Annotated in this window: 24 protein-coding genes; 6 read left to right on the forward strand and 18 right to left on the reverse strand. The window is 31.5% G+C overall.

Going from position 1 to position 23,583, the window contains the following annotated elements:
• Positions 1-19: 19 nt before the first annotated feature.
• Entirely contained in the window at positions 20-526 is a 507-nt protein-coding gene (locus CLHOM_RS16530; RefSeq protein WP_052222788.1) for a GNAT family N-acetyltransferase, read from the reverse strand.
• A gap of 31 nt (positions 527-557) precedes the next feature.
• Positions 558-1,478, reverse strand: coding sequence for an EamA family transporter (locus CLHOM_RS16535; protein WP_242846794.1), 921 nt, complete (start codon positions 1,476-1,478; stop codon positions 558-560).
• A 156-nt stretch (positions 1,479-1,634) separates the two neighbouring features.
• Here CLHOM_RS16535 and CLHOM_RS18415 point away from each other — a divergent pair, with 156 nt between their 5' ends.
• Positions 1,635-1,799 carry a hypothetical protein gene (locus tag CLHOM_RS18415; protein WP_161803232.1) on the forward strand — a complete coding sequence of 55 codons (165 nt, stop codon included), beginning with the start codon at positions 1,635-1,637 and terminating at the stop codon, positions 1,797-1,799.
• Positions 1,800-1,897: 98 nt separating this feature from the next.
• Here CLHOM_RS18415 and CLHOM_RS16540 read toward each other — a convergent pair whose 3' ends face one another.
• From CLHOM_RS16540 to CLHOM_RS16580, 9 genes are all read right to left on the reverse strand, one after another.
• Positions 1,898-2,917, reverse strand: coding sequence for a tripartite tricarboxylate transporter substrate binding protein (locus CLHOM_RS16540; RefSeq protein ID WP_052222790.1), 1,020 nt, complete (start codon positions 2,915-2,917; stop codon positions 1,898-1,900).
• 60 nt (positions 2,918-2,977) lie between these two features.
• A complete protein-coding gene (locus CLHOM_RS16545; RefSeq protein ID WP_052222791.1) occupies positions 2,978-4,486 on the reverse strand; it encodes a tripartite tricarboxylate transporter permease in 1,509 nt (502 codons plus the stop codon).
• 22 nt (positions 4,487-4,508) lie between these two features.
• Positions 4,509-5,012 (reverse strand): tripartite tricarboxylate transporter TctB family protein, encoded by a 504-nt coding sequence (locus CLHOM_RS16550; protein WP_052222792.1) that lies wholly within the window; start codon positions 5,010-5,012, stop codon positions 4,509-4,511.
• 4 nt (positions 5,013-5,016) lie between these two features.
• The gene (locus CLHOM_RS16555) at positions 5,017-5,994 is read right to left on the reverse strand and encodes a hydroxyacid dehydrogenase (protein WP_052222793.1); all 978 of its coding nucleotides are present in this window, start codon (positions 5,992-5,994) and stop codon (positions 5,017-5,019) included.
• 24 nt (positions 5,995-6,018) lie between these two features.
• A complete protein-coding gene (locus CLHOM_RS16560; RefSeq protein ID WP_052222794.1) occupies positions 6,019-6,939 on the reverse strand; it encodes a dihydrodipicolinate synthase family protein in 921 nt (306 codons plus the stop codon).
• Positions 6,940-6,984: 45 nt separating this feature from the next.
• A complete protein-coding gene (gene pdxA / locus CLHOM_RS16565; RefSeq protein ID WP_052222795.1) occupies positions 6,985-8,007 on the reverse strand; it encodes a 4-hydroxythreonine-4-phosphate dehydrogenase PdxA in 1,023 nt (340 codons plus the stop codon).
• A gap of 11 nt (positions 8,008-8,018) precedes the next feature.
• Positions 8,019-9,176 (reverse strand): iron-containing alcohol dehydrogenase, encoded by a 1,158-nt coding sequence (locus tag CLHOM_RS16570; protein WP_052222796.1) that lies wholly within the window; start codon positions 9,174-9,176, stop codon positions 8,019-8,021.
• 7 nt (positions 9,177-9,183) lie between these two features.
• Positions 9,184-10,443, reverse strand: coding sequence for a four-carbon acid sugar kinase family protein (locus CLHOM_RS16575; RefSeq protein WP_052222797.1), 1,260 nt, complete (start codon positions 10,441-10,443; stop codon positions 9,184-9,186).
• A 244-nt stretch (positions 10,444-10,687) separates the two neighbouring features.
• Positions 10,688-12,598 (reverse strand): sigma 54-interacting transcriptional regulator, encoded by a 1,911-nt coding sequence (locus tag CLHOM_RS16580; RefSeq protein WP_052222798.1) that lies wholly within the window; start codon positions 12,596-12,598, stop codon positions 10,688-10,690.
• 269 nt (positions 12,599-12,867) lie between these two features.
• Between CLHOM_RS16580 and CLHOM_RS16585 the strand changes: the two genes are divergently transcribed.
• Together CLHOM_RS16585 and CLHOM_RS16590 are read left to right on the forward strand one after the other, a co-directional pair.
• Positions 12,868-13,260, forward strand: a complete 393-nt coding sequence (locus CLHOM_RS16585) for a hypothetical protein (RefSeq protein ID WP_052222799.1) — start codon at positions 12,868-12,870, stop codon at positions 13,258-13,260.
• 149 nt (positions 13,261-13,409) lie between these two features.
• Positions 13,410-13,871, forward strand: coding sequence for a ribonuclease H-like YkuK family protein (locus tag CLHOM_RS16590; RefSeq protein WP_052222800.1), 462 nt, complete (start codon positions 13,410-13,412; stop codon positions 13,869-13,871).
• Positions 13,872-13,986: 115 nt separating this feature from the next.
• On the opposite strand, the gene CLHOM_RS16595 is transcribed toward CLHOM_RS16590, so the two are convergent.
• From CLHOM_RS16595 to CLHOM_RS18420, 4 genes are read right to left on the reverse strand one after another with little or no spacing between them, the layout of a single operon-like run.
• The gene (locus CLHOM_RS16595; protein WP_082204460.1) at positions 13,987-15,246 is read right to left on the reverse strand and encodes a radical SAM protein; all 1,260 of its coding nucleotides are present in this window, start codon (positions 15,244-15,246) and stop codon (positions 13,987-13,989) included.
• A gap of 21 nt (positions 15,247-15,267) precedes the next feature.
• A complete protein-coding gene (locus tag CLHOM_RS16600; RefSeq protein WP_052222801.1) occupies positions 15,268-16,596 on the reverse strand; it encodes a UDP-glucose dehydrogenase family protein in 1,329 nt (442 codons plus the stop codon).
• A 12-nt stretch (positions 16,597-16,608) separates the two neighbouring features.
• Positions 16,609-17,751, reverse strand: coding sequence for a glycosyltransferase family 4 protein (locus CLHOM_RS16605; RefSeq protein ID WP_052222802.1), 1,143 nt, complete (start codon positions 17,749-17,751; stop codon positions 16,609-16,611).
• Positions 17,748-17,891 (reverse strand): hypothetical protein, encoded by a 144-nt coding sequence (locus CLHOM_RS18420; RefSeq protein ID WP_161803233.1) that lies wholly within the window; start codon positions 17,889-17,891, stop codon positions 17,748-17,750. Before CLHOM_RS18420 ends, CLHOM_RS16605 begins: the two co-directional genes overlap by 4 nt.
• 286 nt (positions 17,892-18,177) lie before the next feature.
• On the opposite strand from CLHOM_RS18420, the gene CLHOM_RS16610 reads away from it, so the two are divergent.
• Positions 18,178-18,759: a zinc dependent phospholipase C family protein gene (locus tag CLHOM_RS16610; protein WP_052222803.1), complete on the forward strand. Its 582-nt coding sequence runs from the start codon at positions 18,178-18,180 to the stop codon at positions 18,757-18,759.
• A 40-nt stretch (positions 18,760-18,799) separates the two neighbouring features.
• On the opposite strand, the gene CLHOM_RS16615 is transcribed toward CLHOM_RS16610, so the two are convergent.
• The 3 genes from CLHOM_RS16615 to CLHOM_RS16625 form a co-directional block, all read right to left on the reverse strand.
• Positions 18,800-19,723, reverse strand: a complete 924-nt coding sequence (locus tag CLHOM_RS16615) for a DMT family transporter (protein WP_052222804.1) — start codon at positions 19,721-19,723, stop codon at positions 18,800-18,802.
• Between the two features lie 247 nt (positions 19,724-19,970).
• The gene (locus tag CLHOM_RS16620; protein WP_052222805.1) at positions 19,971-20,351 is read right to left on the reverse strand and encodes a FlxA-like family protein; all 381 of its coding nucleotides are present in this window, start codon (positions 20,349-20,351) and stop codon (positions 19,971-19,973) included.
• Between the two features lie 18 nt (positions 20,352-20,369).
• Positions 20,370-21,101 (reverse strand): hypothetical protein, encoded by a 732-nt coding sequence (locus CLHOM_RS16625; RefSeq protein WP_052222806.1) that lies wholly within the window; start codon positions 21,099-21,101, stop codon positions 20,370-20,372.
• A gap of 195 nt (positions 21,102-21,296) precedes the next feature.
• On the opposite strand from CLHOM_RS16625, the gene CLHOM_RS16630 reads away from it, so the two are divergent.
• Together CLHOM_RS16630 and CLHOM_RS16635 are read left to right on the forward strand one after the other, a co-directional pair.
• Positions 21,297-21,992, forward strand: coding sequence for a response regulator transcription factor (locus CLHOM_RS16630; RefSeq protein WP_052222807.1), 696 nt, complete (start codon positions 21,297-21,299; stop codon positions 21,990-21,992).
• 5 nt (positions 21,993-21,997) lie between these two features.
• A complete protein-coding gene (locus tag CLHOM_RS16635; RefSeq protein ID WP_052222808.1) occupies positions 21,998-23,446 on the forward strand; it encodes a HAMP domain-containing sensor histidine kinase in 1,449 nt (482 codons plus the stop codon).
• Positions 23,447-23,583 lie beyond the last annotated feature (137 nt).

The raw sequence follows: 23,583 nt of genomic DNA on the forward strand, positions 1-23,583 counted from the left end.
TTTTATATATAAAAAAAAATCATAATAATATTTTTTCAAAAGCCATTCTCTTACTTTTATCCTCTAAATAGATTATTCCGCAGTACTTAAACCCGTTTTTTTCTACAAGCCTCTGCATGGATAGATTTTCTTCATGGGTATCTACCCGTATACTATTTATACCCTTACTTAAACATATTTCTTCTAAATTTTTTATAATTATAGGTGCTGTTCCAATTCCTTTATACTGAGAATCAATAGCTATTCTATGTATTGTTCCATACTTATTACTGCTCAACCATTCTCCCTCATAAATATTTTCATAGGTTTTTTCTCCCTCAAGAATAAAGGCTGTGGTACCAATAATTTTATTATCTTTTAATAAAACATATCCATTATTATTTTTAATATCCATCCTTATAGTTTCAAGATTAGGATAATTATTCTGCCATTGATTTATTCCCTTTTTCTTAAAGTAAGCTTGAGCCTGCTTAATAATGTTCATTATGCTGCTGCTATCTTCTTCAATTGCCTTTCGAAATTCCATTTGAAATCTCCTCTTATTCTTTAGTAAAAACTTACCTTGCGGGTAACTTTTTTCCTATGGGAACAGAAGTCTTAGAAGTTTGAACTAAATAAACTCCACCTAGTATTATGATGATAGATATGATTGTTTTAAAGGTAACAGGTTCATCTAATATTAAGGCTCCAAGAAGTACAGCTACCATTGGATTAATATAAGCGTAGGTACCTGCTTTTTCTGAAGACCATTTTTTCAATATATAAATATAGCAGCTGTAGCCTATTAATGAACCAAATACTATTAAATAAGCTGTTGCAGCAACTCCTTTATAGCTCATGTGAATTTTAGAAAATTCTCCAAAAATCATTGAGGTTAAAAAGAATACAATTGAAGCTGACAGCATCTGAATGCCTATAGCTGTTATGATATTTGCGGAGGTTTTAAAAGATTTAGAATAAATAGAACCAGCTGCCCACATAAAATTTGCAAACATTATAAGCATCATATACTTGATGTTAGCGTGCCCTATGCTAGAGTTTGAAGCAATTAGCACAACTACTCCAGCAAATCCTATGAGAAGCCCCAAAGCTCCCTTTATGTTTATTCTTTTTCCCCAAAGTCCAAATTCTATAAGTGCCATATTTAAAGGAAGAGCTGCTGCCATGATTGAGGCTATACTTGAAGATACCTCCTGTTCAGCTAACACCATTGAACCATTGCATATAAATAATAATATTATCCCTACAACAGCCATCCTTCTTATTTCAATAAATGTTTTTGGAAATTTTAGACCTTTCATATAAGCAAAAATAATTACTATAATACCTGCAACAAAAAATCTCATGCCAGCGAAAAACATTGGAGGCAATACTCCAACTCCTATACGAATTGCAAGATAAGTAGAACCCCAGAAAATACAAACTGCAATGTATGCTAAAATTTCCTTTGTTCTCTCGTTCTTAATATTCAAGTCCACGAAAATCATCTCCTAATTTTTAATGCTTACATAATTATAAGCTATAATCGCCACAAAAGAAATACCAACATTTACTAGGTTTTCTCCCCTTTTAAAATCCCTTTATATTTCGTATTAGTAAGATGTAAACTTTGCATTATTAACTGGAGGATAAAAATGAGTGTTAGAGAATTTAAAAGTAGGCTAGCTCTTATTAGAAAATTTATTATTGAAATGAATAAAGAAACTGTACCAGAAAGTATTCAAAAAATTATCGTTAAAATCTACGCCGCAAACCTTAACCTACATCTTACAGATAAAATGATTGATGATATTGTCTAGTTTATCAGCTATATAGTTTGAACAAACTTAAAAAATTAACCGTAATATTTTATCATTACGGTTAATTTTACTACAAGTATGCACAAATTAATTTTACATTATTTTCCCATTATTAGGCTTTTTGCATCCATAAATTCTTTCATAGCTTTATCAAGATAATCTTTAGTATCTTTAGTGTTTAAGAATGCTGGTTCTACTGCATAAGCTTTTGCAATATCTTTAGCATATTCAGGCTTCTTTGAAACCTCTTCCATTGCTTTACTCATCTTTTCTATAATGCTTGCATCTGTGCCCTTTGGAAATGAAAGGAAGTACGCACGTCTTGCAATTATGTTGTATCCTTGTTCAATTGCAGTAGGTACATTAGGGAATAATTCACTACGTTTTTCTGAGAAAACAGCAAGTACACGGAAATCCCCAGAATCTATATATGGTTTCATTACTCCATATGGATTTACATTTGTATCAATTTTATTAGCTAAAAGTGCAGCATTTCTATCAGAGCCACCGCCTGCATCTACCTTATTAAAGCTTACTCCAGCAACTTTTTCTAATTGAGCCCCAACATAGTAAGTATAACCTCCTATTGAAGAAGCATACTTTAGTTTTCCTGGATTTGCTTTTGCAGCTTTAACTAGATCATCCAATGTCTTATATGGGCTTTTTGCATTTACTGCTAATATATAAGAGTTATCCATAATTCCAGTAGCAGCAACATCTAAAGCTTCATGCGCAAAATCTGTTACTCCCACTACCTTATTCATTAGCATAGAATCATGAAAGAATAATGCTGTATAGCCATCTGGTTTAGAGTCTCTTACTTGAATAGTTCCTGCACTTCCGTTAGAACCGTTTACATTTACTACAACTACAGATTGACCTAAAATTGGCTCTAAATATTTAGCATAAGTTCTTGCATGAAAGTCTGTATCTCCCCCTGCATTAAATGGAACAATTATTTGGATTGGCTTTGTTGGCCAGTTACTGCTTGAGGTTTTACTCTCTGCCCCTGAATTATTATTCTTAGCAGCCTGATTTTTAGAACAACCTATAAATGCTCCTGTCATAACAGCAAGAGATATACCCATTGCTATTAATTTAATAACCTTATTTTTCATTGTTATCCCCCTTTAAATAGATATTTGATAATTTATTAATATATGAATTTGTTAATTTTACTAATTCATTATCTTCTTTATATTTCGTTTATAATTTGAGTAAACACTAAATATTATGGTTATTGCAGTACCAATGAAAAATACAACTGCAACTGGAGAAGTTATAAATGGAGTGAAGCTTCCTTGTGAAAACATAAGTCCCCTTCTTAAATTAACTTCTGCCATAGGTCCTATGATAAAACCAAGAATAAATGGTGATGCTGGAATATCAGTTTTATTAAACAAATATCCTACAGTTCCAAATAGAAGAACAGTCCATACATCAAAAATACGATTATTTATACCAAAAGCTCCAATTACACAGAAAAGAAATATTCCTGGTAAAAGAAAATGCTTTGGAATTTTTAATAAAGCTACAAACCCACGAAGTCCATAAAACTCTATGAAAAGCATCGCTATAGAACCGATGATCATGGTTATGAAGATAGCATATACTATATCAACATTCTGAACAAACATTAAAGGTCCAGGTGAAATACCTTGAATTGTTAATCCTCCTAATAGCATTGCAGTAACTGTGTCACCAGGAATACCTAAAGCTAATAGTGGTACAAGCGCTCCTCCAATAGCAGCATTATTAGAAGTTTCTGATGCTACTATACCATCAATAATTCCTGTTCCAAACTTTTCAGGATATTTTGACTTATTTTTTATTATTCCATAATTTAATACATTGGCTACACCACCACCTATTCCTGGAAGTATACCTATACTTAGTCCCACAAGTGATGATATTAAACAGTTCCATTTTTGTTCCAAGAACTCCCTTATGGAAAAACCAAAACCTTTTATATTTTTCATTTCAACTTTTACTGTTTCTACCTCAACTGAATGCTTTGCATTTTGTGCAGTGATTAAAATTTCAGCTATGGCAAAGAGACCTATAAGAACTGGTAGTATATTGAATCCAGATAACATCTGAGTATTTCCAAAGGTAAATCTCTGGACACTTCCAATACTGTCAAGTCCAACTGTTGCAAAAATACATCCAAACATTCCAGACATAAGACCTTTAACCATAGACTTACCAGAAAGTCCTGCCATCATAGACATTGAAAATACTGCTACAGCAAAGTATTCATAAGCTCCAAATTTTATAGCTACGTGTGCAAGCCATGGTGAAATGAATATTAGAGCTATGGTTGAAATTATGGTTCCTACAAAAGAAAACACAATTCCAACTCCTAGTGCTTTAGCTCCTTGTCCTTTTTGTGTCATTGGATAACCATCAAAGCAAGTTGCTACTGACGAAGGTGTACCTGGTATTCTAGTTAAAATAGCAGATATTAGCCCTCCAGAAATACCACCTATATATAGTGATACGAGTAATACTATTCCTAATATAGGGTCCATGGAATATGTTATTGGTAGGAATAAAGCTAGAGCCATGGTTGCACTTAAGCCTGGTATTGCTCCAAAAATTATTCCAAGTGTTACTCCAAATACTATTACACCTATACTTAATGGTGTTAGTACTGCTTGTGCACCTATTGCAAAAGATTCCAACATTGGGTCTTACCACCTTTCTATTCTAAATACCGAAAATCCCTATAGGAAGCGCTAAATTCATAATGTCACTAAACAAATAGTTCGAAATAATAGGCAATACTATTGAAAAAACTACATAAACTGCATATCTTTTCTTATTATTTGCAGGTGTAAGGATAATACTAAGAAAGAAAAGAAAAATTATTGATGAAATAGTAAACCCTAAATACTGCATTGAAATAACATAAACAATTATAAGAATAAAAGTAAAGGCAACATTCTTATTATTTTTTTTCTTTTCTGCTTCTTCATTAGTAGATTTTTCAGTAGCTGCATATTTCTTCGCAGCTCTAATGCCTATAAATATTTGAATTATGGAAAGAAATAATAAAAAAAATCCATATAGCTCCGGCATAAATTCTGCCCCAATAGCTACAAAATCTGTTCTTTTTATATACATTGAAGCAACCAAGTAGGAAATTGCAAATATTCCTACAATTATTCCTATTAGAAGCTCTCTGTACTTTTTAAGATAGTCTGCTTTCATAAAATCACCTATCCTTCCACTTTGGATGTTCATAAACCTCTGGATTACACACATTAGCCCATTTTTCGCCGTTAATTACAGCTAAGGTTCCTTCCACTGCCATAATAACTGTCTTACCTGTAGTTTCCTGTGTTTGTGCTGCAGAATGAGGAGTAATAATCACATTGTCTAGCTTCATAATAGGATTATCTGCTTTCATAGGCTCATCAACAAGAACATCTAGTCCTGCTCCAGCAATTATATTATTATTAAGAGCCTTATAAAGGTCATTTTCATTAACAATATCTCCTCTTGCACAATTTATAAAAAAGGCTGTATCCTTCATAGCTTCAAAGTGTTCTTTTTTAATCATTCCTCTGGTAGAAGGCAAAGATGGCATATGCAAGGACACAAAATCACCTTTTGAAACAGCTTCTTTCATATCTTTTGAATATTCATATCCCATAGATACAACAACTTCCTCACTTACATAAGGATCATAGATACAAATATTCATTCCTATGCTCTTACACATTTTTGCAAGTTCCTTACCAATATTACCAAAACCAAGTACAGATACTGTTTTGCCTTCCAATTCTACTGCTGTATACTTATTTCGTATAGCAAAGTTGCCTTTTCTTGTTTCATTATCGTAATTTACAATGCTTTTACTCAACGAGAAAATTAATGCTAATGCATGTTCAGCTACTGCTCTAAAATTTGCAGATGGGCATATAACTACAGGAATTCCATTTTCAGTTGCAGCTGCTACATCCACATTATCTACGCCTACTCCAGGTCGAGTTATTACTTTTAGTTTAGGGCAAGCTTCTATTGCCTTTCTATCTATCTTCCCTATTCTTAAGATAAAACCCTCTGCATCCTTAAGCTCATTGATTATTTCATCACTATTACCGTTATTAGGAATTAAAACTTCTGCTTTTCCCTGCAATGCATCCATACCTGGCTTATAAAGTGCATGAGATAAAACTATCTTTTTCATATTAATGCTCTCCTTAAGTTATTTTTATTTCAAACTAGCTTTCATTTCAGCATACTGCTCATTGATTTCAGCAATTTTTCTTATAATCTTTTGTTCTTCTTCTGGTTGAATTGAATCCTGAGGTGCTATTACACGCTTATCAGTAAATCCTAATTGAGAAAGAGCAAATTTATTTGCTGATGTAGCATTTTTTGTCATGCCTAAAACCTTTGATGTTTCTCTTAGTAAAATATCATACTTCATAGCTAAGTCTATATCCTTATTTGCACCAGCTTCATAGGCCTTTACAAACAGTTCTGGGAATAAAGGAGCTATTGAAGGTACAAATCCATCCGCACCAATAAGCATACTTGGCATAGCATATGGTGTAGACCCTTGTAAACAAGCAAAATCAGTATCCTTAAAATGAGTTAAACATCTCATAAATTCTGGGAATGATCCAGAGCTGTCTTTGTAACCTACCACGTTATCAATTTCAGCAATTTTCATAACTGTTTCTGCATTTAGCTTAAGCCCTGTAAACATAGGTATGTTGTATATAATTAAGTCAATATTTGTTTCCTTTGCAATTTGTTCAAAATGTCTAATAGTTTCATCCTGAGAAGTATGTCTTGCATAGAAAATTGATGTTATAACAGCACAAGTTCCTCCCATTTGCTCAAGACTCTTTATGTTATCTATTACTCTGCGTGTACTTGAATCCATTACTCCTGACATAACAGGTACTCTTCCATTTACATGATCAATTGCTACTTTAATTGCTTTATCACGTTCTTTTTGAGTAAGAGCCATGGTTTCACCATTACTTCCAGCAACAAAAATCCCATGGAGCCCTCCTTCAATACAATGATCCAATAATTTGCAGAAACCTTCTTCATCAACATTTTCTCTCTTATCAACTGGTGTTATGATTGGTGGAATAACTCCAAAATACTTTTTATTCATTATTTTTCCTCCTAAAATTTTAAATTTGTTTTATTATTAAATTCTTCACTTGGCAAGAAGTGTGCCGTAATTAATTGCATTTATTAAGCTCTCTTCGTTTGCGCTTCCCTTTCCTGCCTGATCAAAAGCTGTACCATGGTCTACTGAGCTTCTAATGATGGGAAGCCCAAGAGTAATATTTACTCCGCTTACAGCATTCCATTTATTTGTTTTATTATCATATTGAAAACCTAAAAGCTTCACAGGTATATGTCCCTGGTCATGATACATTGCAACTACAATATCATAGATACCGCCTTGGGCTTTTGAAAAAATTGTATCCGGTGGAATTGGTCCATCTACATCTATTCCTATAGACTTAGCCTTTAATATTGCCGGAATAATTTCATCAATTTCTTCTGTACCAAACAAACCATTTTCTCCAGAGTGTGGATTAAGTCCTGCTACAGCAACTCTCGGTTTTAATATACCTAAATTTTTGCAAGCTTCTTCAGCTAGTTTAATTACTTTAAATACTCTTTCTTTTGTACAACGATTACAAGCTTCTCTTAAAGATACATGCGTACTAACATGAACAACTCTAAGATTTCCGTCAGCTAACATCATAGTATAATCCTTAGTATTTGTTAATTTTGCATAAATTTCAGTATGTCCACTATAATGATAACCTGCTAAATTTAATGCTTCTTTGTTTAATGGACCGGTTATTGTAGCATCTATCTTATTTTGCATAGCTAAATCAATTACTTTAGCTATTGCTTCATAAGCAGCTTTCCCTCCCATTTCACTAACCTTTCCTCTTACAAAAGAAGCTATATCAACAGTATCCTGATTAAGTACATCAACAGTGCCATATATAAATTTTGCCTCAGCTACATCACTTATTATATTAACCTTCAAGTTACTTTCACAAATTTTAATAGCTTCTTCTACCACTTTTGCACTGCCAACTACAAGTGGGTGACAAGTAGCGTATATTTCTTTATTAGATAGAGCTTTTACAGTAATTTCTGGTCCTATTCCACAAGGGTCTCCCATAGTAATCCCTAATATAGGAAATCTATTCATATTATTACCCCCTATAAAATTTCAAGATATATGTTTTTAATATCTTCTTTATTTAATTCTTTCATATTATTATTTAACAATCTCTTAACATCAAAAGCTGCGTCTACAAGGAAATTTAAATCTTCTTTACTTACATTAAATGAGCTAAGATTTGTTGGAATATTAGTCTCTTTTACTATTTCTTCAATACGCTGTATTATTTCTTTTGCTTTTTCTTCTGCTGTACGATTTACACCTTGCGGATTCACTGCATCTGCAATAATTGCAAGTCTTTCTTTACAGTCAAGCAAATTATATCTCATTACTGGTGCCAGCAAAATAGCATTTGAAATTCCATGAGGTATATGATACTTCCCTCCTAGTGGATAAGATAAGGCATGAACTGCTGTAGTTCCTGATGAGGCTATAGCAACTCCACCCATAAATGCTGCCCTTAACATGTTACTTTTAGCTTCCCTGTTATCAGGATTTTTGTAAGCTTCAATAATATTATTAAAAATCAGTTTAGCAGCTTCTAAAGCAAACAAATCGCTAAAAGGATTTGCTTTATTCGATGTAAAGCATTCTACAGCATGGCAGAGAGCGTCTACTCCTGTAGAAGCAATAATAGCTTTAGGTAGTTTAGCTATCATTCCACTATCTAATATTACATAATCAGCTAGCATACTAGTATTTACAATACCTACCTTTAACTGTTTTTCTTCTACAGCTACAATTGAGTTATAAGTTGATTCACTTCCTGTTCCACAGGTGGTTGGAATCATAACTGTAGGAATACCTTTTTTCATAATGCTGCTATTCTCTAACAAATCATGAATTGTATAAGAGGCTCCCTTCATAGCTGCACACAGCTTTGCAATATCCATTACGCTTCCTCCACCAACTGCTACCACTAACTCACACTTAGCTGTATTTATCCTATTAACAGCTTGTGTAACATCTGCTGTTCCTGGTTCAGGACGAATATCACTAATCACTTCATAAATTGCCCCTGATTTTTCAATCAATTCAAATATTTTATTACAGATGCCATTTTCAAGAACTCCAGCATCAGTAAATACAACAACATTTTTTATACTTCCTAAATTTATAATTTCTGATAGTTTTTCAATGCTATTTTCCCCAGAATAAACAGCCCTAGGAACAGTTAACTGATATTCATTCTGCATCCTTAAATCACCCCTTTTTATGATAGTCTTTGAGATATTCTACAATCTTAATTAAACAATTCTCTTTTCCAAAGCCTCCTGATTTTGTAACTATAGTCATACCATTTGTAATGCCTCCAATTACTTTACCTACAGGAACTCCTGGAATTATTTCATTTTCTAAATGAATACCTTTAGCCTCTAATGCTAAAAGAATTTGTTGAGATGTATCTCCCCCAGAAGAGATTATATTATCTACCGTAGTAGATTCACATATAGCTTTTGCAATCTCTCCAATAGTTTTTGCAACATTCATAGAATCAATTAAAGCTTGTTCAGAATCCTTCAAATTAATTGTAAAGCTATCGAATAGTGTATCTACAACTATTGCTAAAAGCTTACAGCCACTCTTCAATAAACTTATGACTTGAGATATTATATCCTTTAGCAGTTTATCCTTATTGCCGTTAAAAATATCTTCTGTAAGTATTGTCACAATAGGAATCCCTGCACTATCTTCAAGAGCTCTTATCTGCTGAGAGGTTATATCATTCCGGGATCCAATCATTATTAAAGTAACTTTTTCATTATTATTCATACCACTGTCCCTTATCTTAGCTCTTCCATATACACTTAGTTGCTTAGCGAGTCCAGCTGAACCGCACAATATAGGCGGAATATCCATTATCCTTGCAGCTTCTGTAATCGACTGAAGATCTTCATCAGTCTCAGCATCAATTATGAAAACCTTAAAGCCCTCTTTTTCCCTACTCCTTATAGCATCTGCAATTTTATATGCTCCTTCTTTAACTATAGAAATACTAATTCCGCTTACTTCTCTTTTCATATCCTTTGAGAATAAATCAATAACATTAATTATGGAACTTTCTCCTTTGCTATTAAACAATTCTAATTTTCCATTTATGAGTTTTCTACCAACTTCCGGGAAACTAGTAGCCACTATTGCTGCTTTTGCATTAATAGCATCCATAACTGCATCTAATTCAACTCCTGGATTACCTCTGACAATAGAATCAATTTTTTTGTAAACGTATTCTTTGTTCATATTATCAAACATCTTTACTGAATCATAGACTATTTCATAAGCAACCTCTGGAAGTTTTGAACGGGTATCAGTATTCATTGAAATTACATCATAATTTTCTGCTGATGCTTTAAAAAATTCTTTATCAGGTTTTACTGTGACCAAAGTTCGAAATCCTTGCTTTGTATATTGTACACCAGTATCATTTGCACCCGTTAAATCATCTGAGATTATATAAATCATTTCTTAATCTCCTTCTATAGTTGATATTGTTATTGCTGTTACTTGTAATTTATATAAAGCAATGTCTATGCCAAAAAAACGAAAAAATAAAAAGCCATGAAAAAATCATTCTTTTCACAGCTTTTCTTTGAAATTACTATGATTCAAGTTTCTTTTTAGATAAATATATGTGTTATATTTCTTTTTATAAAGAAATTACATACATTCGTGTTGCATAATGCAACTTCATTTTGCAACACATGTTTTAATTTGCATCATTATTTTTCTTAGTTTTTCTCCATAAAGTTGAACGATCAATTTCTAATACATTACAAATATCCTTAATAGAATTATTATATTTTTTTCGGATAAATTCTATATATTTATTTTCAAGTTCTTTTAATGAGCATTCTTCATGGAAGCTAAGGTTATTTTCTATACTATCTGTTGAACTGATACCATTGCTATCAATAATATTATTAATTTCAATTTCATTTTCATCACAAGTTATTACCGCTCTTTCTATCATTCCCTGTAACTCTCTTACATTACCTTCATATGCAAAGTTCTCTAAAAAGCTTAATGCACTATCTGAAATATTCATTATAGGCTTATTATATTTATTGCAATAAATATCTACAAATGCTTTTGCAAGAGCTTCTATATCTTTTTTTCTTTCATTTAATGAAGGTATATATAAAGTTAAGATATTTATTCTAAAAAGTAAATCTCGGCGGAATTTACCTTTAGCCACTAATTCTTTTAAATCACGGTTTGTAGCACAGATAATTCTTACATCTACAGGTATAACTCTATCATCACCTATTCTCATTACTTCTCTTTCCTGAATAACACGTAAAAGACGTCCCTGTAGATCAAGAGGGAGTTCGCTTATTTCATCAAGAAAAATTGTCCCTCCATGAGCCATTTCAAAGAGTCCTGATTTTCCTCCCTTTTTGGCACCTGTAAAAGCCCCTTCTGCATATCCGAATAACTCACTCTCTATAAGAGCAGCAGGCAAAGCAGCACAATTTATTGGAACAAAAGGTTCTTGGTTTCTCCTGCTTATGTTATGGATAGACTGAGCGAAAATCTCCTTACCTACTCCGCTTGGTCCACTTATCAACACTGAAGAATCATATCCACCATAGGTTTCTGCCCTCTTTATACATTTCTTCATTACTTCACTTTCATGAATTATATCTTTAAAAGTATATTTTGCTATAAAGCCCTTTTCATTTAGCTTTAAACGTATCTTTTTTTCTAAAGACTGTATTTTAGTTATATCTTGAAAAGTTATAATACTTCCAGTATCATCTCCATCAACAACAATAGGAACGTGATTAATTGCCAGTTTGACATTCCCTATATCATAAATAGAATCAATTTTTATAGACCTTTTTTTCGTTAATTCACTTAAAGCATTGTCACCTACTACATTTGCAATCAGTTCACCTTCTGCCTTTTCTTTGCTTTTACCTAAAATTTTCTCTGCATTTCGATTAAAAACCGTGATTCTTTCATCTTTATCTGTTGCTATGACCCCATCACTTGTATAATCTATTACAGCCATAAAACGCTGCATACGTTCGCGTTCTGCTTGAGCTGCTCTTAAAACTCTAATTGCCTCTTCCATTGCGTTAAGAACTACTTCTTCTCCTGACTCAATGAGAATACATCTGCTTCCATACTTCTTTGCTATTCTGTTAACTACAGTATCTCCTACTATTACTTTAATACCATGGTCAATGCAGGATTTTACTTGTTCTTCAACGTTACTTTTACCATTTAAAGAAATTTTAGTAACATTAATATCCGGGAATAACTCACCTATTACATCGTAACCCTTTATTACATTGTCATAACCAATAATAGCTAAAGGTTCGTGTACTTGTCTTATTAACTTTAAGCTTTTAAAAATATCAAAAGAGGCCAAACCAACTTCTACAACAGGAACATCCACATTTTCTTGTATAAGGGAATAAGTACCTCCACGAGAAATTAAAACCCTTGTTCCATTTTCAACTGCAGATTTAGCTAAATCTAAGCCTTGCTGAAGATCTCCCATCACTACTTCTATATCTTTAAAATCATGTACTTTGATTAAATTTTTAGAGATATCATAAAGATTTTTAAAGGGTGCAATAAATACAATATCCTTTTTTGCATTTATCATTTTAAATCATCCTTTCTACAGGGCACTTAATATTATTATACTTGCATTCATGAAAATATAAATACATAAATTCCTCTGTAGTTTATAACTTTTGACATACTAATATTAAAATAAAACAATTATCTCTAACATTATTGCTTCTAAATATAAATGTAAATTAAGCTATACCGTTTATTACTTAGTGATTAAATGTTATAATTAGGAATGTAATTATAACATTTAATTATTTTTTTATTAATATGATTTCGAACCTTAAAGGAGTAATTTTAATGAATTATTTAAGAAGATTTATGATGGGAAGATACGGCAGTGACCAACTGTCTATGGCTCTTATTTTATTATCAATTTTATTATCTATGATAAGTGGATTAATTCACTTAAAGCTTTTAAGATATATAGCTGACATTCCTTTAGTTATAAGTATTTTTAGAATCTTATCAAGGGATATATCTAAACGGCGAATGGAAAATTATAAGTTCTCAATGCTAATGAGTCCTGTTTACTCATGGCTTAAAAAAACACAGAGACATGCCATAGATTCAAGAACCCATAGATATTTTAAATGTCCAAATTGCAGAACACAATTGCGAGTTCCAAAGGGCAAAGGAAAAATTATTATTACCTGTCCTAAATGTAAAACAGAATTTAGAGAAAGAACATAATTAAATAGTACTTCAAAGAGAATTTTCAGGAAAATAAAATTCTCTTAAACTTTTCATAACAATTATAGAATATAATAATACTTATTTATTAACTAATTATAATCCTACTTCATTTAACCATCTCACAAATTAAAATGGGAGGTAATGTTATGAAAAGTATTACATTTGGTGAGGTATCTTTTAGTAGAATGTGCAAAATAGTTGAAGACTATATTTCTAATGAAAAGGAATCTCAATATAACATAACTATAGGTACAGATTCTCAAAATTATGATATAACTAAGGTTGTAGTTGTTGTATCAATCTGGCGTGTAGGAAAAGGTGGGATATTTTTTTACGATATTAAAAAAGTAAATAAAATTACAAATATAGGTCAAAAATTATTTTATGAAACTAGTTTAAGTATAGAAATGGCTAGAAAACTGGAGATTTACCTCCAAAAGGATAACAAAACATATGATATGAGCATTCATGTTGATGCAGGTAATAATGGTCTTTCATCATCAGTAATACCTGAAATAGTAGGTTGGGTTAAAGGTTGTGGCTTTAATTGTTACACTAAGCCTAATTCTTATGCAGCTTCATCAATTGCTAATAGATATTCAAAATAGTATTGTAATCACTTCATTTCTAATCAAATCTTATCAACAGAGTAGTCTGCCTTTTTTACTTCTATGCTATTATCCATATGATGAATTTAAATTGGCAAGCTACTCTTAATAAAATTTAGAACTTTTCCCTATTGTTATTCATTGGCTTTCTACCATCAAAATAATCACACATTTTATAATATTTAAGGTCCTCTTTCCATAACTTAACATAGGCAGAATGTTTTAGGCTTTTATTCTTATAGCTTAAAGGATTTTTAAATGAATGGATAAAAAATCCTATTAGTTCCGATGGATCTCTGAAGCACTCCCAATCACAAGCTTTACAAAATGGTTTTTCATTTATACTCTTTATATTCAAATCGTAGAATTTTCCCAAGTTTTCCTTTCCTCGATAGCCACATGGGTAGGTATTACCTTCTTTAGCCTCAATGAAAAAGAAATCAATCCCACCTCGGCAAGGGAGAGAAAAGTTTTCATCACCTTGGTATTGTTTTATTAAAGAATATAGGGATACTAAAGGTGTAAAAATCCTTATTTTTGATCGAAACTTTGGGATTGTATCCATTAAGGCTTTAAAAAGTTGTATCTTTTCATCTATTGAAAAAGAAATAATTGAATTACTGGATTCAGCACCATAAACAGCTTTCATTTGTGAGCCTTCAGTAGCTTCCATGCTCATCGGATAGCATGCGTTTACCATGGTGAAGCCCAAGTCCATTACAAATTGATAAAAAAACTGAAAGGCCTCTTTAAATTCTCCATAAAAAGCTTCTTTATCAGTCATTTCCATGGGTATTTTACCTAAACCTCCAGTATTTCTATTAATCCCTAAATTTGCGGCAGGATAAATTCCATATTGATGAAAAATAGGCAGTGCTTTTTCAATTCCCTTTATTACTCCCTTTAATCCTCGCATTTGTTCATGGGTTTCAGCTTCAGCAGAATCAATGCTAATCCAAAAATTACGAAGATTTGTATTGGCTAGTTTTTCTGCCAAATGGTGAATTTTATCTTTAAAATCACTACTTTCCCAGTCTTTAAACATAAAACCATTTGTTCCTGTTCTAATATATGGTATATTACGCTGGGAAGCGTATTGAATCAGATTTAAGAGCTTCTCTTCATATATAAATGGTTCACCTCCTGTAAAGGAAAGTGCTTGTATCTTTTGCTTTGCTGCAGAGTCTATAATTTTATAAAGCTCTTCTTCAGGTAACTTGGAACGATCATAAGCTTCGGTTTTTCTCATACTACATTGAGGACATAGGGCATTACAGCTATCAGTATATTGAATAATAACTTGCCCTGGGATTCTACCTTTTAAAATGGGCAAAACATTTTTAATTTGGAATATAGGACTTTTAATCTCACTCACATAACCACCCCTTCTTATTCTTTAGATGCGACCCACTGAGAAATATTTAAAACCTTTTTCATTCATTGCTTCTTTAGAATAAATATTTCTTAAATCAAAAAAATAATCATCTCTCATATTAGATTTAATTCTATCTACATTAAGGCTTCTGAATTGGTTCCATTCTGTAATTAGTATTATTGCATCAACATCTTCAGCTGCTTCATACTCATCTTCACAATATTTTATTATAGGTATCTCTTTTGTTGCAAACCATTGAGAAGCTTTCTTCATTGCCTTTGGATCATAAACCTTGAACTGTGAACCTTTCATAGCCAACTCTCTTAAAATGGTGAGAGATGGTGACTCTCTTATATCATCAGTGCTATTTTTGAAAGCTAACCCTAGTACACCAAAACACTTTCCCTTTAGACTACCCATTTCTCGGACCATCATATCCACCATTCTATGCTTTTGCTTCTCATTTGCTTCAATAGTAGCCTTTATAATACCAAGATTACAATTTTGCATTTCTCCTATATGAACAAGAGCTTTTGTATCTTTAGGAAAACAGCTTCCACCATAGCCTGGTCCTGCATGGAGAAATTTTGATCCAATTCTGCCATCCATGCCCATACCCTTTGACACCTGCTGAATATTTGCTCCAACTCTTTCACATAGTTCTGATAACTCATTTACAAAAGATATTTTTGTAGCAAGAAATGCATTTGAGGCATATTTAACCATTTCAGCAGTTTCAATATTTACAATTAAAAATGGTGTCTCATTTATATATAAAACCCTGTACACTTCTTTCATTACCTCAATAGCATGTTGTGATTCGGCTCCTATAACAACACGATCCGCATGAGTAAAATCTTGAATAGCTGAACCCTGTCTCAAAAACTCTGGATTGGAAACCACATCAAAATTAATATTTAAACCTCGTGCATCAATTTCTTCTCTTATAATTTTTTTAACCATTTGCCCAGTTCCAATAGGAACCGTTGACTTATCTACAACAATTTTATAACTGTCTATTGATTGACCTATTTCACGTGCTACTTCAAAAACATTAGTTAAATCTGCACTACCATCTTCATTCTCTGGCGTACCAACAGCAATAAATATAACATCGCAACCAATAACAGCTTGTTTTAGATGTGTAGTAAAATCAATTCTCCTATAATGTAGATTTCTTAATAACATATCATTAAGATTTGGTTCATAAATGGGTGGAATACCTTTATTTAATTGTGAAATTATTTCTTCATTTTTATCTACACAAGTTACCCTCCAACCAAAATCTGATAAACATATTGCAGTTACAAGTCCAACATAGCCACTTCCTATTATTGCAATCTTTATCATATTCTCACCCCCTCAGGCACTAATTGTGATGTCTTTACTCTCTTTTAATATTTCATTATAGATATTAATAAGTCCATCAAATATTTTTTCCCAAGATCTATTTAAAGCAAATTTTCTGCCATTTATTTTAATATTATTTCTTAAGGCTGTGTTTTCAATAATCTCTTTCATAGAAACAGTGAGTTCCTTTGAATCTCTTTTTTTAAATTTTAGCCCATTATGTCTATGATAAATAATTTCTCCAACACCTCCAGCATCTGCTCCAATAACTGGAAGACCTGAAGCCATGGCTTCTAATATAACATTGCCAAAAGTCTCTGTTGATGATGGACATACAAATGCATCACAAGAAGCATATATCTCAGCCAGTTCCTCTCCCTTTTTAAAACCAGTGAATGTAGTATTTTTCGGGAAAATTTCCTTACACTTCTCTAAATAAGGACCATTTCCAGTAATAATAAGTGCCACTTTATCTCCATATTTTTCATGTATAGCTTTATAACTGACACTTAATATATCTAAATCTTTTTCAATGGAAACTCTGCCAACATATAAGAAAATCATTTTATTATCGAGCTCCAAGTTTTTTCTTAATTCATCGTTTCTATATTTAGGATGAAAGTTTTCAAAATCTATACCTCTAGAAAAGATACCCGTATTATGGATACCATGTTGATTTAATAGGATTTGTGATTCATGGGATGGACAAAGAGTAATCTTATTTTGAGTATGGAACCACTTCATATAATCCCATATTCCTTGTTCTAAAAAATCTACTTTATAGTAATTAGTGTATTGAGAGAAATTGGTAGTATAATTTGAAATTGTTGGAATGCCATGTTTTTTGCCATACAGAAGTCCAGTAAGTCCCATACTAAACTCTGTCATGATATGAATTAGATCAGGTTGGAAGTTAGATAATGCAGCAGATACTCTAAATAGATTAGGAAGAGTAACTCTGCATTCTGGATATAAAACGAATTTTAAACTATAAAATCTTTCAATATGCTGCTCAGATTTTTCATCTTCATATTTAGGTGCAAATATTATATATTCTATTTTATTTTCCTTATAGTATTGGATAAGCCTTATTAACGTGTTAGTTACGCCATTTATTTGCGGCATGAATGTATCAGCAAATACTGCAACTCTCATAATTTAACCTCCTCAACAGAATGAAATCCATTGGAATTAGCTTCATTAGCCAAACATGAATCTGAAGAGTGAACTATGAAATATTTAATAAGATGCTGATACAAAGTCTTAGAAATGAAAAGGTGACTAATAAATTTCACTTTTAATCCTCCAATTCTAATTTATAATACTTTCTAATAATTAGTTTATATTATAAACACTATTTTCCCCTTAATTTTGGGTTAAGTTTAGTTAAATTGGAGTTAAATTTCTATTTATATAATCTATCATATATTTAAAAAGTGCAATAATAGATAAACATTTCTAAAATGTCTAAATTATTCAATAAAAATTTAATTAACAACGATGTTACAAAGAATTAACTGAATCCTAAAATACAATCCTCCACTTTAGTAATAAAATGATACTAGAAAGGAAGGGATAGTTATGATAGTTAATACGCATTTACTAATGTCTCATATTTTGTATGATTATCTTTCGAAAAGACAAAATATTAAAATTAATAAGTTGGCTTTCTTATATGGATGTGTAAAACCAGACATTAACAACGCAGATATAAACCAAGAACACACATTAGATAATAGTATTAATAGCTTAAATAAATATTCTGAGAAACTCTTAACAAATAATATATCAATAAAAGATTTTTCAGTGTCTTTAGGTGTCATATGCCATTTTATCTGTGACTATTTCTGCCTATATCACAATGATGAATATTGTCTAAAAAATAATTTTCAGCATTTTCTATACGAAATAAGGCTCCATTACAAATTCTTAATCCTCCTCCTCATGGGTAAATTGAAGATTGATAATTTTATACCTTCAGAAAAAGATTTAATACCTATGGTACTTGAACTACAACAAAAATACTTTTTAGAGGAAAAAAACTTAACTAGAGATATAAAATATGCTCTTTCATCTGCAGCAGCAATTTCTGAGTTTATTTTATGTTCAAGTGAAATAGCTCTTAATAGTAGCAAGGCCTTAACTTCTGAAATATATCCTTAACAAGGACAGGCTTGGCATTTTCGTAATAACCATGTAGAATTTATATAGCTTCAAACTCTGCCTTACTCTTTTTATTTTTTCTTGGAGACAAGATTATAACTGTAGAAATGATGCATGCCGTTCCTAACCATTCTGGCAAGCCGAAAGGGACATGTAACCATAATACAGACAAAAAGGCTGCTGACAAAGGTTCAACAGAAGATAATATACTTGCTTCTGTTGGTTGGATATATTTTAAGCTTTCAAAGTAACAATAAAAAGCTATGAGAGTTCCAAATAGTACTACAACTATAACAGCAAATACTGAATCAATAGACCATTCACCTGTAAAATTCCAAGGCTGATGGATGAAACTAAAAGCTATGCCTCCAACAAACATACCCCATCCAGCTACAAATGCAGAACCATATTTTGCAAGAAGAGAACGAGGCTGCAATGTATAAAAAGCCGCCATAACAGCAGAGGTAATACCCCAAAACAATGCTAATTTAGAAATGCTTATATTATGAATATTTCCTTTCGTAATGATAAAAAATGTACCTACCATTGCCAATATAATCGCTATGATTTCCTGTAAACTTGGATTTTTTTTGCTCCGAACAATTAAATAACAAGTAATTATTACCGGTGATAAATATTGAAGTATTGTAGCTGTTGCGGCATTACCATATTTAATGGCAGCAAAATATGTATACTGCACACCTACCATTCCTATAATGCTAAAAACTATAAGACTTAAACAGCTGTGTTTAGACTTCCAGATTCTCCACATATCTTGGTCACCTTTCGCAGAAGTACATAATAATAAAATTAGGCCTGATATTAATAGACGAATATCCACAAGCCATTCCATACTAAATCCTCTTTTTTGAAACAAGAATTGAGCTGCAGTGCCTGATACTCCCCATAACATGGCTGAAATTATTACAAGTATTATGCCTTTAATTCGGGGTTGAAATTTCATTTAATCTTCACTCACTTTCTTCATCTTACATAACTTTTCAGTAACATACTGGAGATAAGACTTTACTAATAAACTGTCACTTATTATAGCAACTAAATAAAAAAAATAAAAGTCTTCATTAACTCTCTACAAATAAAAAAGACTACATCTCAAGATGATTTTTAATCATTTGGAAATAGTCCCTATATTTTACTTCTATATAAGCCATTAAGCCCTTAGGCTACAACATTAATAAGTACTATAATTGTTATGCTAGCACATCAATTACCTCTCCAAGACTTTCATCTTTTGAGTCATTAGACTTAGCTAAACTGTTTACTGCATTTTTACTACTCATTTCATTATTATCGTCCCTTATAGGCATCTTTTGCTGTACATTGTTTTGCTTTTGTTCACTTTGCTCAGCCTTCTTCTGCTGTATCTGTGCATCAATTTGCTGTATTTGCATTTGTATCTGATTTATTTTTTCTTGTTTAGTTTTTTCATCCTCTTTGCTTTGATTTATTTTTTGAAGCTCTGACTGAAGCTTAGATTTTTGTTTTTCAAGTTGTGATATTTCATCACTGTTATTACTCACAGTAGAAAAACTATTAATTGTTGATGTTGATGATACTGAAGAAATGTTCATATTATTCTATCCCCCTTCTTATTCAGCATTATCCTGAATTTTTTGAAGCATATCTCTCATGTCTTCTTCTGATATATTATCTAAATTTATCTGAAGGTTATTATTATATCCACCATGAGGTTTTCTTACAGAATTAATATCATCTATTAAGTTAGCTAATGTTTCCTTCAATTCATCAGTAGATAAACTATCTATATCCGTAGTTTTAATTTCATCCATATCTGCTTTTATCTTATCGAATGCATCATCTGGTTTTAGTTCTGGTTTATGTTCAGGTGCATTATTAGCTCTTTCTTGAATATCTTTTAGCATTTCTCTCATATCTGCTTCTGACATATTATCTAAGCTTATTTCAGAATTATCATTTAAATCATCATTTGGTCTAGGCATAGATTGCATGTCTGTTATAAGATTTGTTAAAGTTGTCTTTAGCTCATCTGTGGACATACTGTCTATATCAGCAATTTTTATAGCATCCATATCTTCTTTTATTTTATTCATGCTTTCAGATATCTCTGAAGTATCATTATCCTGCATTTTCATATCATGCATTAACTTTCTTACGCTAAAATCTAGATCCGTAATACTTCCACTTTCTTTATATTCTGCCTTCCTTTTATTAGAAGAGCTTATAACATCAACTATACTTTCTGATGAACTTGACTCCTCTGAACTTGTAGTTTGCTTTGAAATAGAATTTGCTGAATTGAGCTGGTTGTAATAATTATAGTAGTTTGATGAGATCCTCATTTTTTTACCTCCTTATGTAATCCGCATCCTTGCACTAAATTTCCTGTTCTAATTATCGAGAATCAACACTTCCTAATGTAGAGCAAAAGGGTGGCAGTTTTGTGGCAGTATCGTGGCAAATTAAAATAAATAATAATTTAGAAATGATATTAAAATTACCTTATGGTAAAATATCTTAGAGGTGACATAAAGTATATGGATAAGAAATTAATATATTTAGCTGATGATGAAGCCAATATACGTAATATTATAAAATCCTTTCTTATTAAAGAAGGCTTTGAAGTAGAAACCTTTAGTAACGGTGGTTCTATTCTTGAGGCTTTCAAAATTAATAAAGCAGATATGCTTATACTAGACATTATGATGCCTGAAATAGATGGATATTCTCTTTGTTCATTGATACGTCAGAAAAGTAATGTACCTATAATTTTTATATCTGCTAAAGATACTGATTTAGATAAAATTGCAGGTTTAACATTGGGTGGTGATGATTACCTTACTAAACCCTTTAGTCCAATGGAACTCATCGCTAGAATAAAAAGTATATTTAGAAGAATTGATGTAACTAAGACAGGTATGCTAAGCAATAAAATAATAAATATTGAGGACATTTCAATAAATATTGATATGAACCAGGCTATGTTACATGATAAAAATATTGGGCTTACCAAAATGGAGTTCTCATTACTGTACTATCTAATAATAAATAAAAACAGAGTAGTAGGTCGACATGAGCTTTTGGAAAAGGTATGGGGCTTTGATATGGAGGTAAGTACTAGGGCTACAGATGATATGATAAAAAGAATCAGAAAAAAGCTTTCTGATGCAGGTTCTGTTCTAAAAATTGATACAGTACGAGGTTTTGGTTTCTCAATACAAAATAAGGAATGATATATATGAAAATCAATTCAATTAAGTGGAAAATCCTAAAGTATAATATTATTATAATAGTACTGCTAGTTGCTTTAACTACAGTTATTTTTAATATAGCTGTAAGATTATATTTCGAAAAGGACATCATTGAACAACTAAATAAAGTAGCAGAGCATATTGAAAAGACAGCTCTTCAGCATGGTCCAGATTTTTTTCCTGTTCCTAGAAAAGAACCTCCTCCAAAACCTCAACCCTCTAACGATATATACAGGTATTATTTTATGTTAGATCGTTCATCAAAGGAATCTATCACCGTTTTAAATGCAGATTACATTTTGCTTGACAAAAATAAAGATCTCATTACTCCTTCTCCTAAAAACCCTTATAATCCTCCAGATAATACATTAAATGAAATCATATCTAAAATAGGTAACTTAGAAAATTTTCAGGGTGAGAAACAGGTGAAATTTTATTTATCAAATACTGAATATGCAGCCGTTATTAAATCAGTATCTGATAAAAACTCTTTTGGTCTAGGCTGGATAATAATATACTCAAGTCTTCAAAAGGTAAATCAACTGCAGTTAGGTATAAATTTTATTCTTTTCATTATTTTTATTTTTTCATCTATTATAATTATTATATTTTCTTCCTTTTTATCTAAAAAAATATCTGCTCCTCTTTCTTCACTTAATCAACATATAAGTTCTATTGGGGAAAGAAAATTTGATACCAAAATTAATATTCCTGTATATGATGAATTTCGTGAAGTTATTACTAATTTTAATTCAATGTCGAATAAACTTGAAATACATGATAGAGCACAGAAGACCTTTCTGCAAAATGCATCTCACGAATTTAGAACTCCATTAATGTCTATTCAGAGCTATGCAGAAGGTATAAAATACAATGTTATAGATACCAATACTGCTGCAAACATAATTATTAGTGAAACTAACCGTATGACTCATTTAGTAGAAGACTTGCTATACTTATCAAGGCTTGATGCTATAGAGGAAAATTATACCTACACTCTGTTAAATTTTACAGATTTATTAGGTAATTGTATTAAACGAATAAGTGGAATTGCTCTGAGCAATAACATAAAGATTGTTACCAATAATACTAAAGAGATTATTAAAGTATATGGAGACGAAGAAAAACTTTCCCGTGCAATTATAAACGTAGCAAATAACTGCATTAGATATGCTGATAATATTGTTGAAATCCATATGATGCCTATTTGCTCTAGTAAAATAAAATTAACTATATGTGATGATGGTCCAGGCTTTGATTTAAATGATCTTCCACATATATTTGATAGATTCTATAAAGGAGAAAAAGGTAATTTTGGTTTAGGACTAGCCATCAGTAAAAATATTATTGAAAGACATAAAGGGAAAATAACCGCTGAAAATTCTACAGCAGGAGCTATTTTTATAATTGAGTTATGTATAGCTAATAACTGTTAGCTTAAAGCTTTAGTTAAGATAATAGTGGAATATATAAAGATGCACTTTATATTTGCATTGGTAAAGAAGACTTTTTTAGATTTGCAAAAGATCATCCTTTTGGAATATCAAGCACAGGTTCAGAGTTAATAGTAAGG

The organism is Clostridium homopropionicum DSM 5847, assembly GCF_001263795.1.
In the GTDB taxonomy this organism is placed as follows: domain Bacteria; phylum Bacillota; class Clostridia; order Clostridiales; family Clostridiaceae; genus Clostridium_H; species Clostridium_H homopropionicum.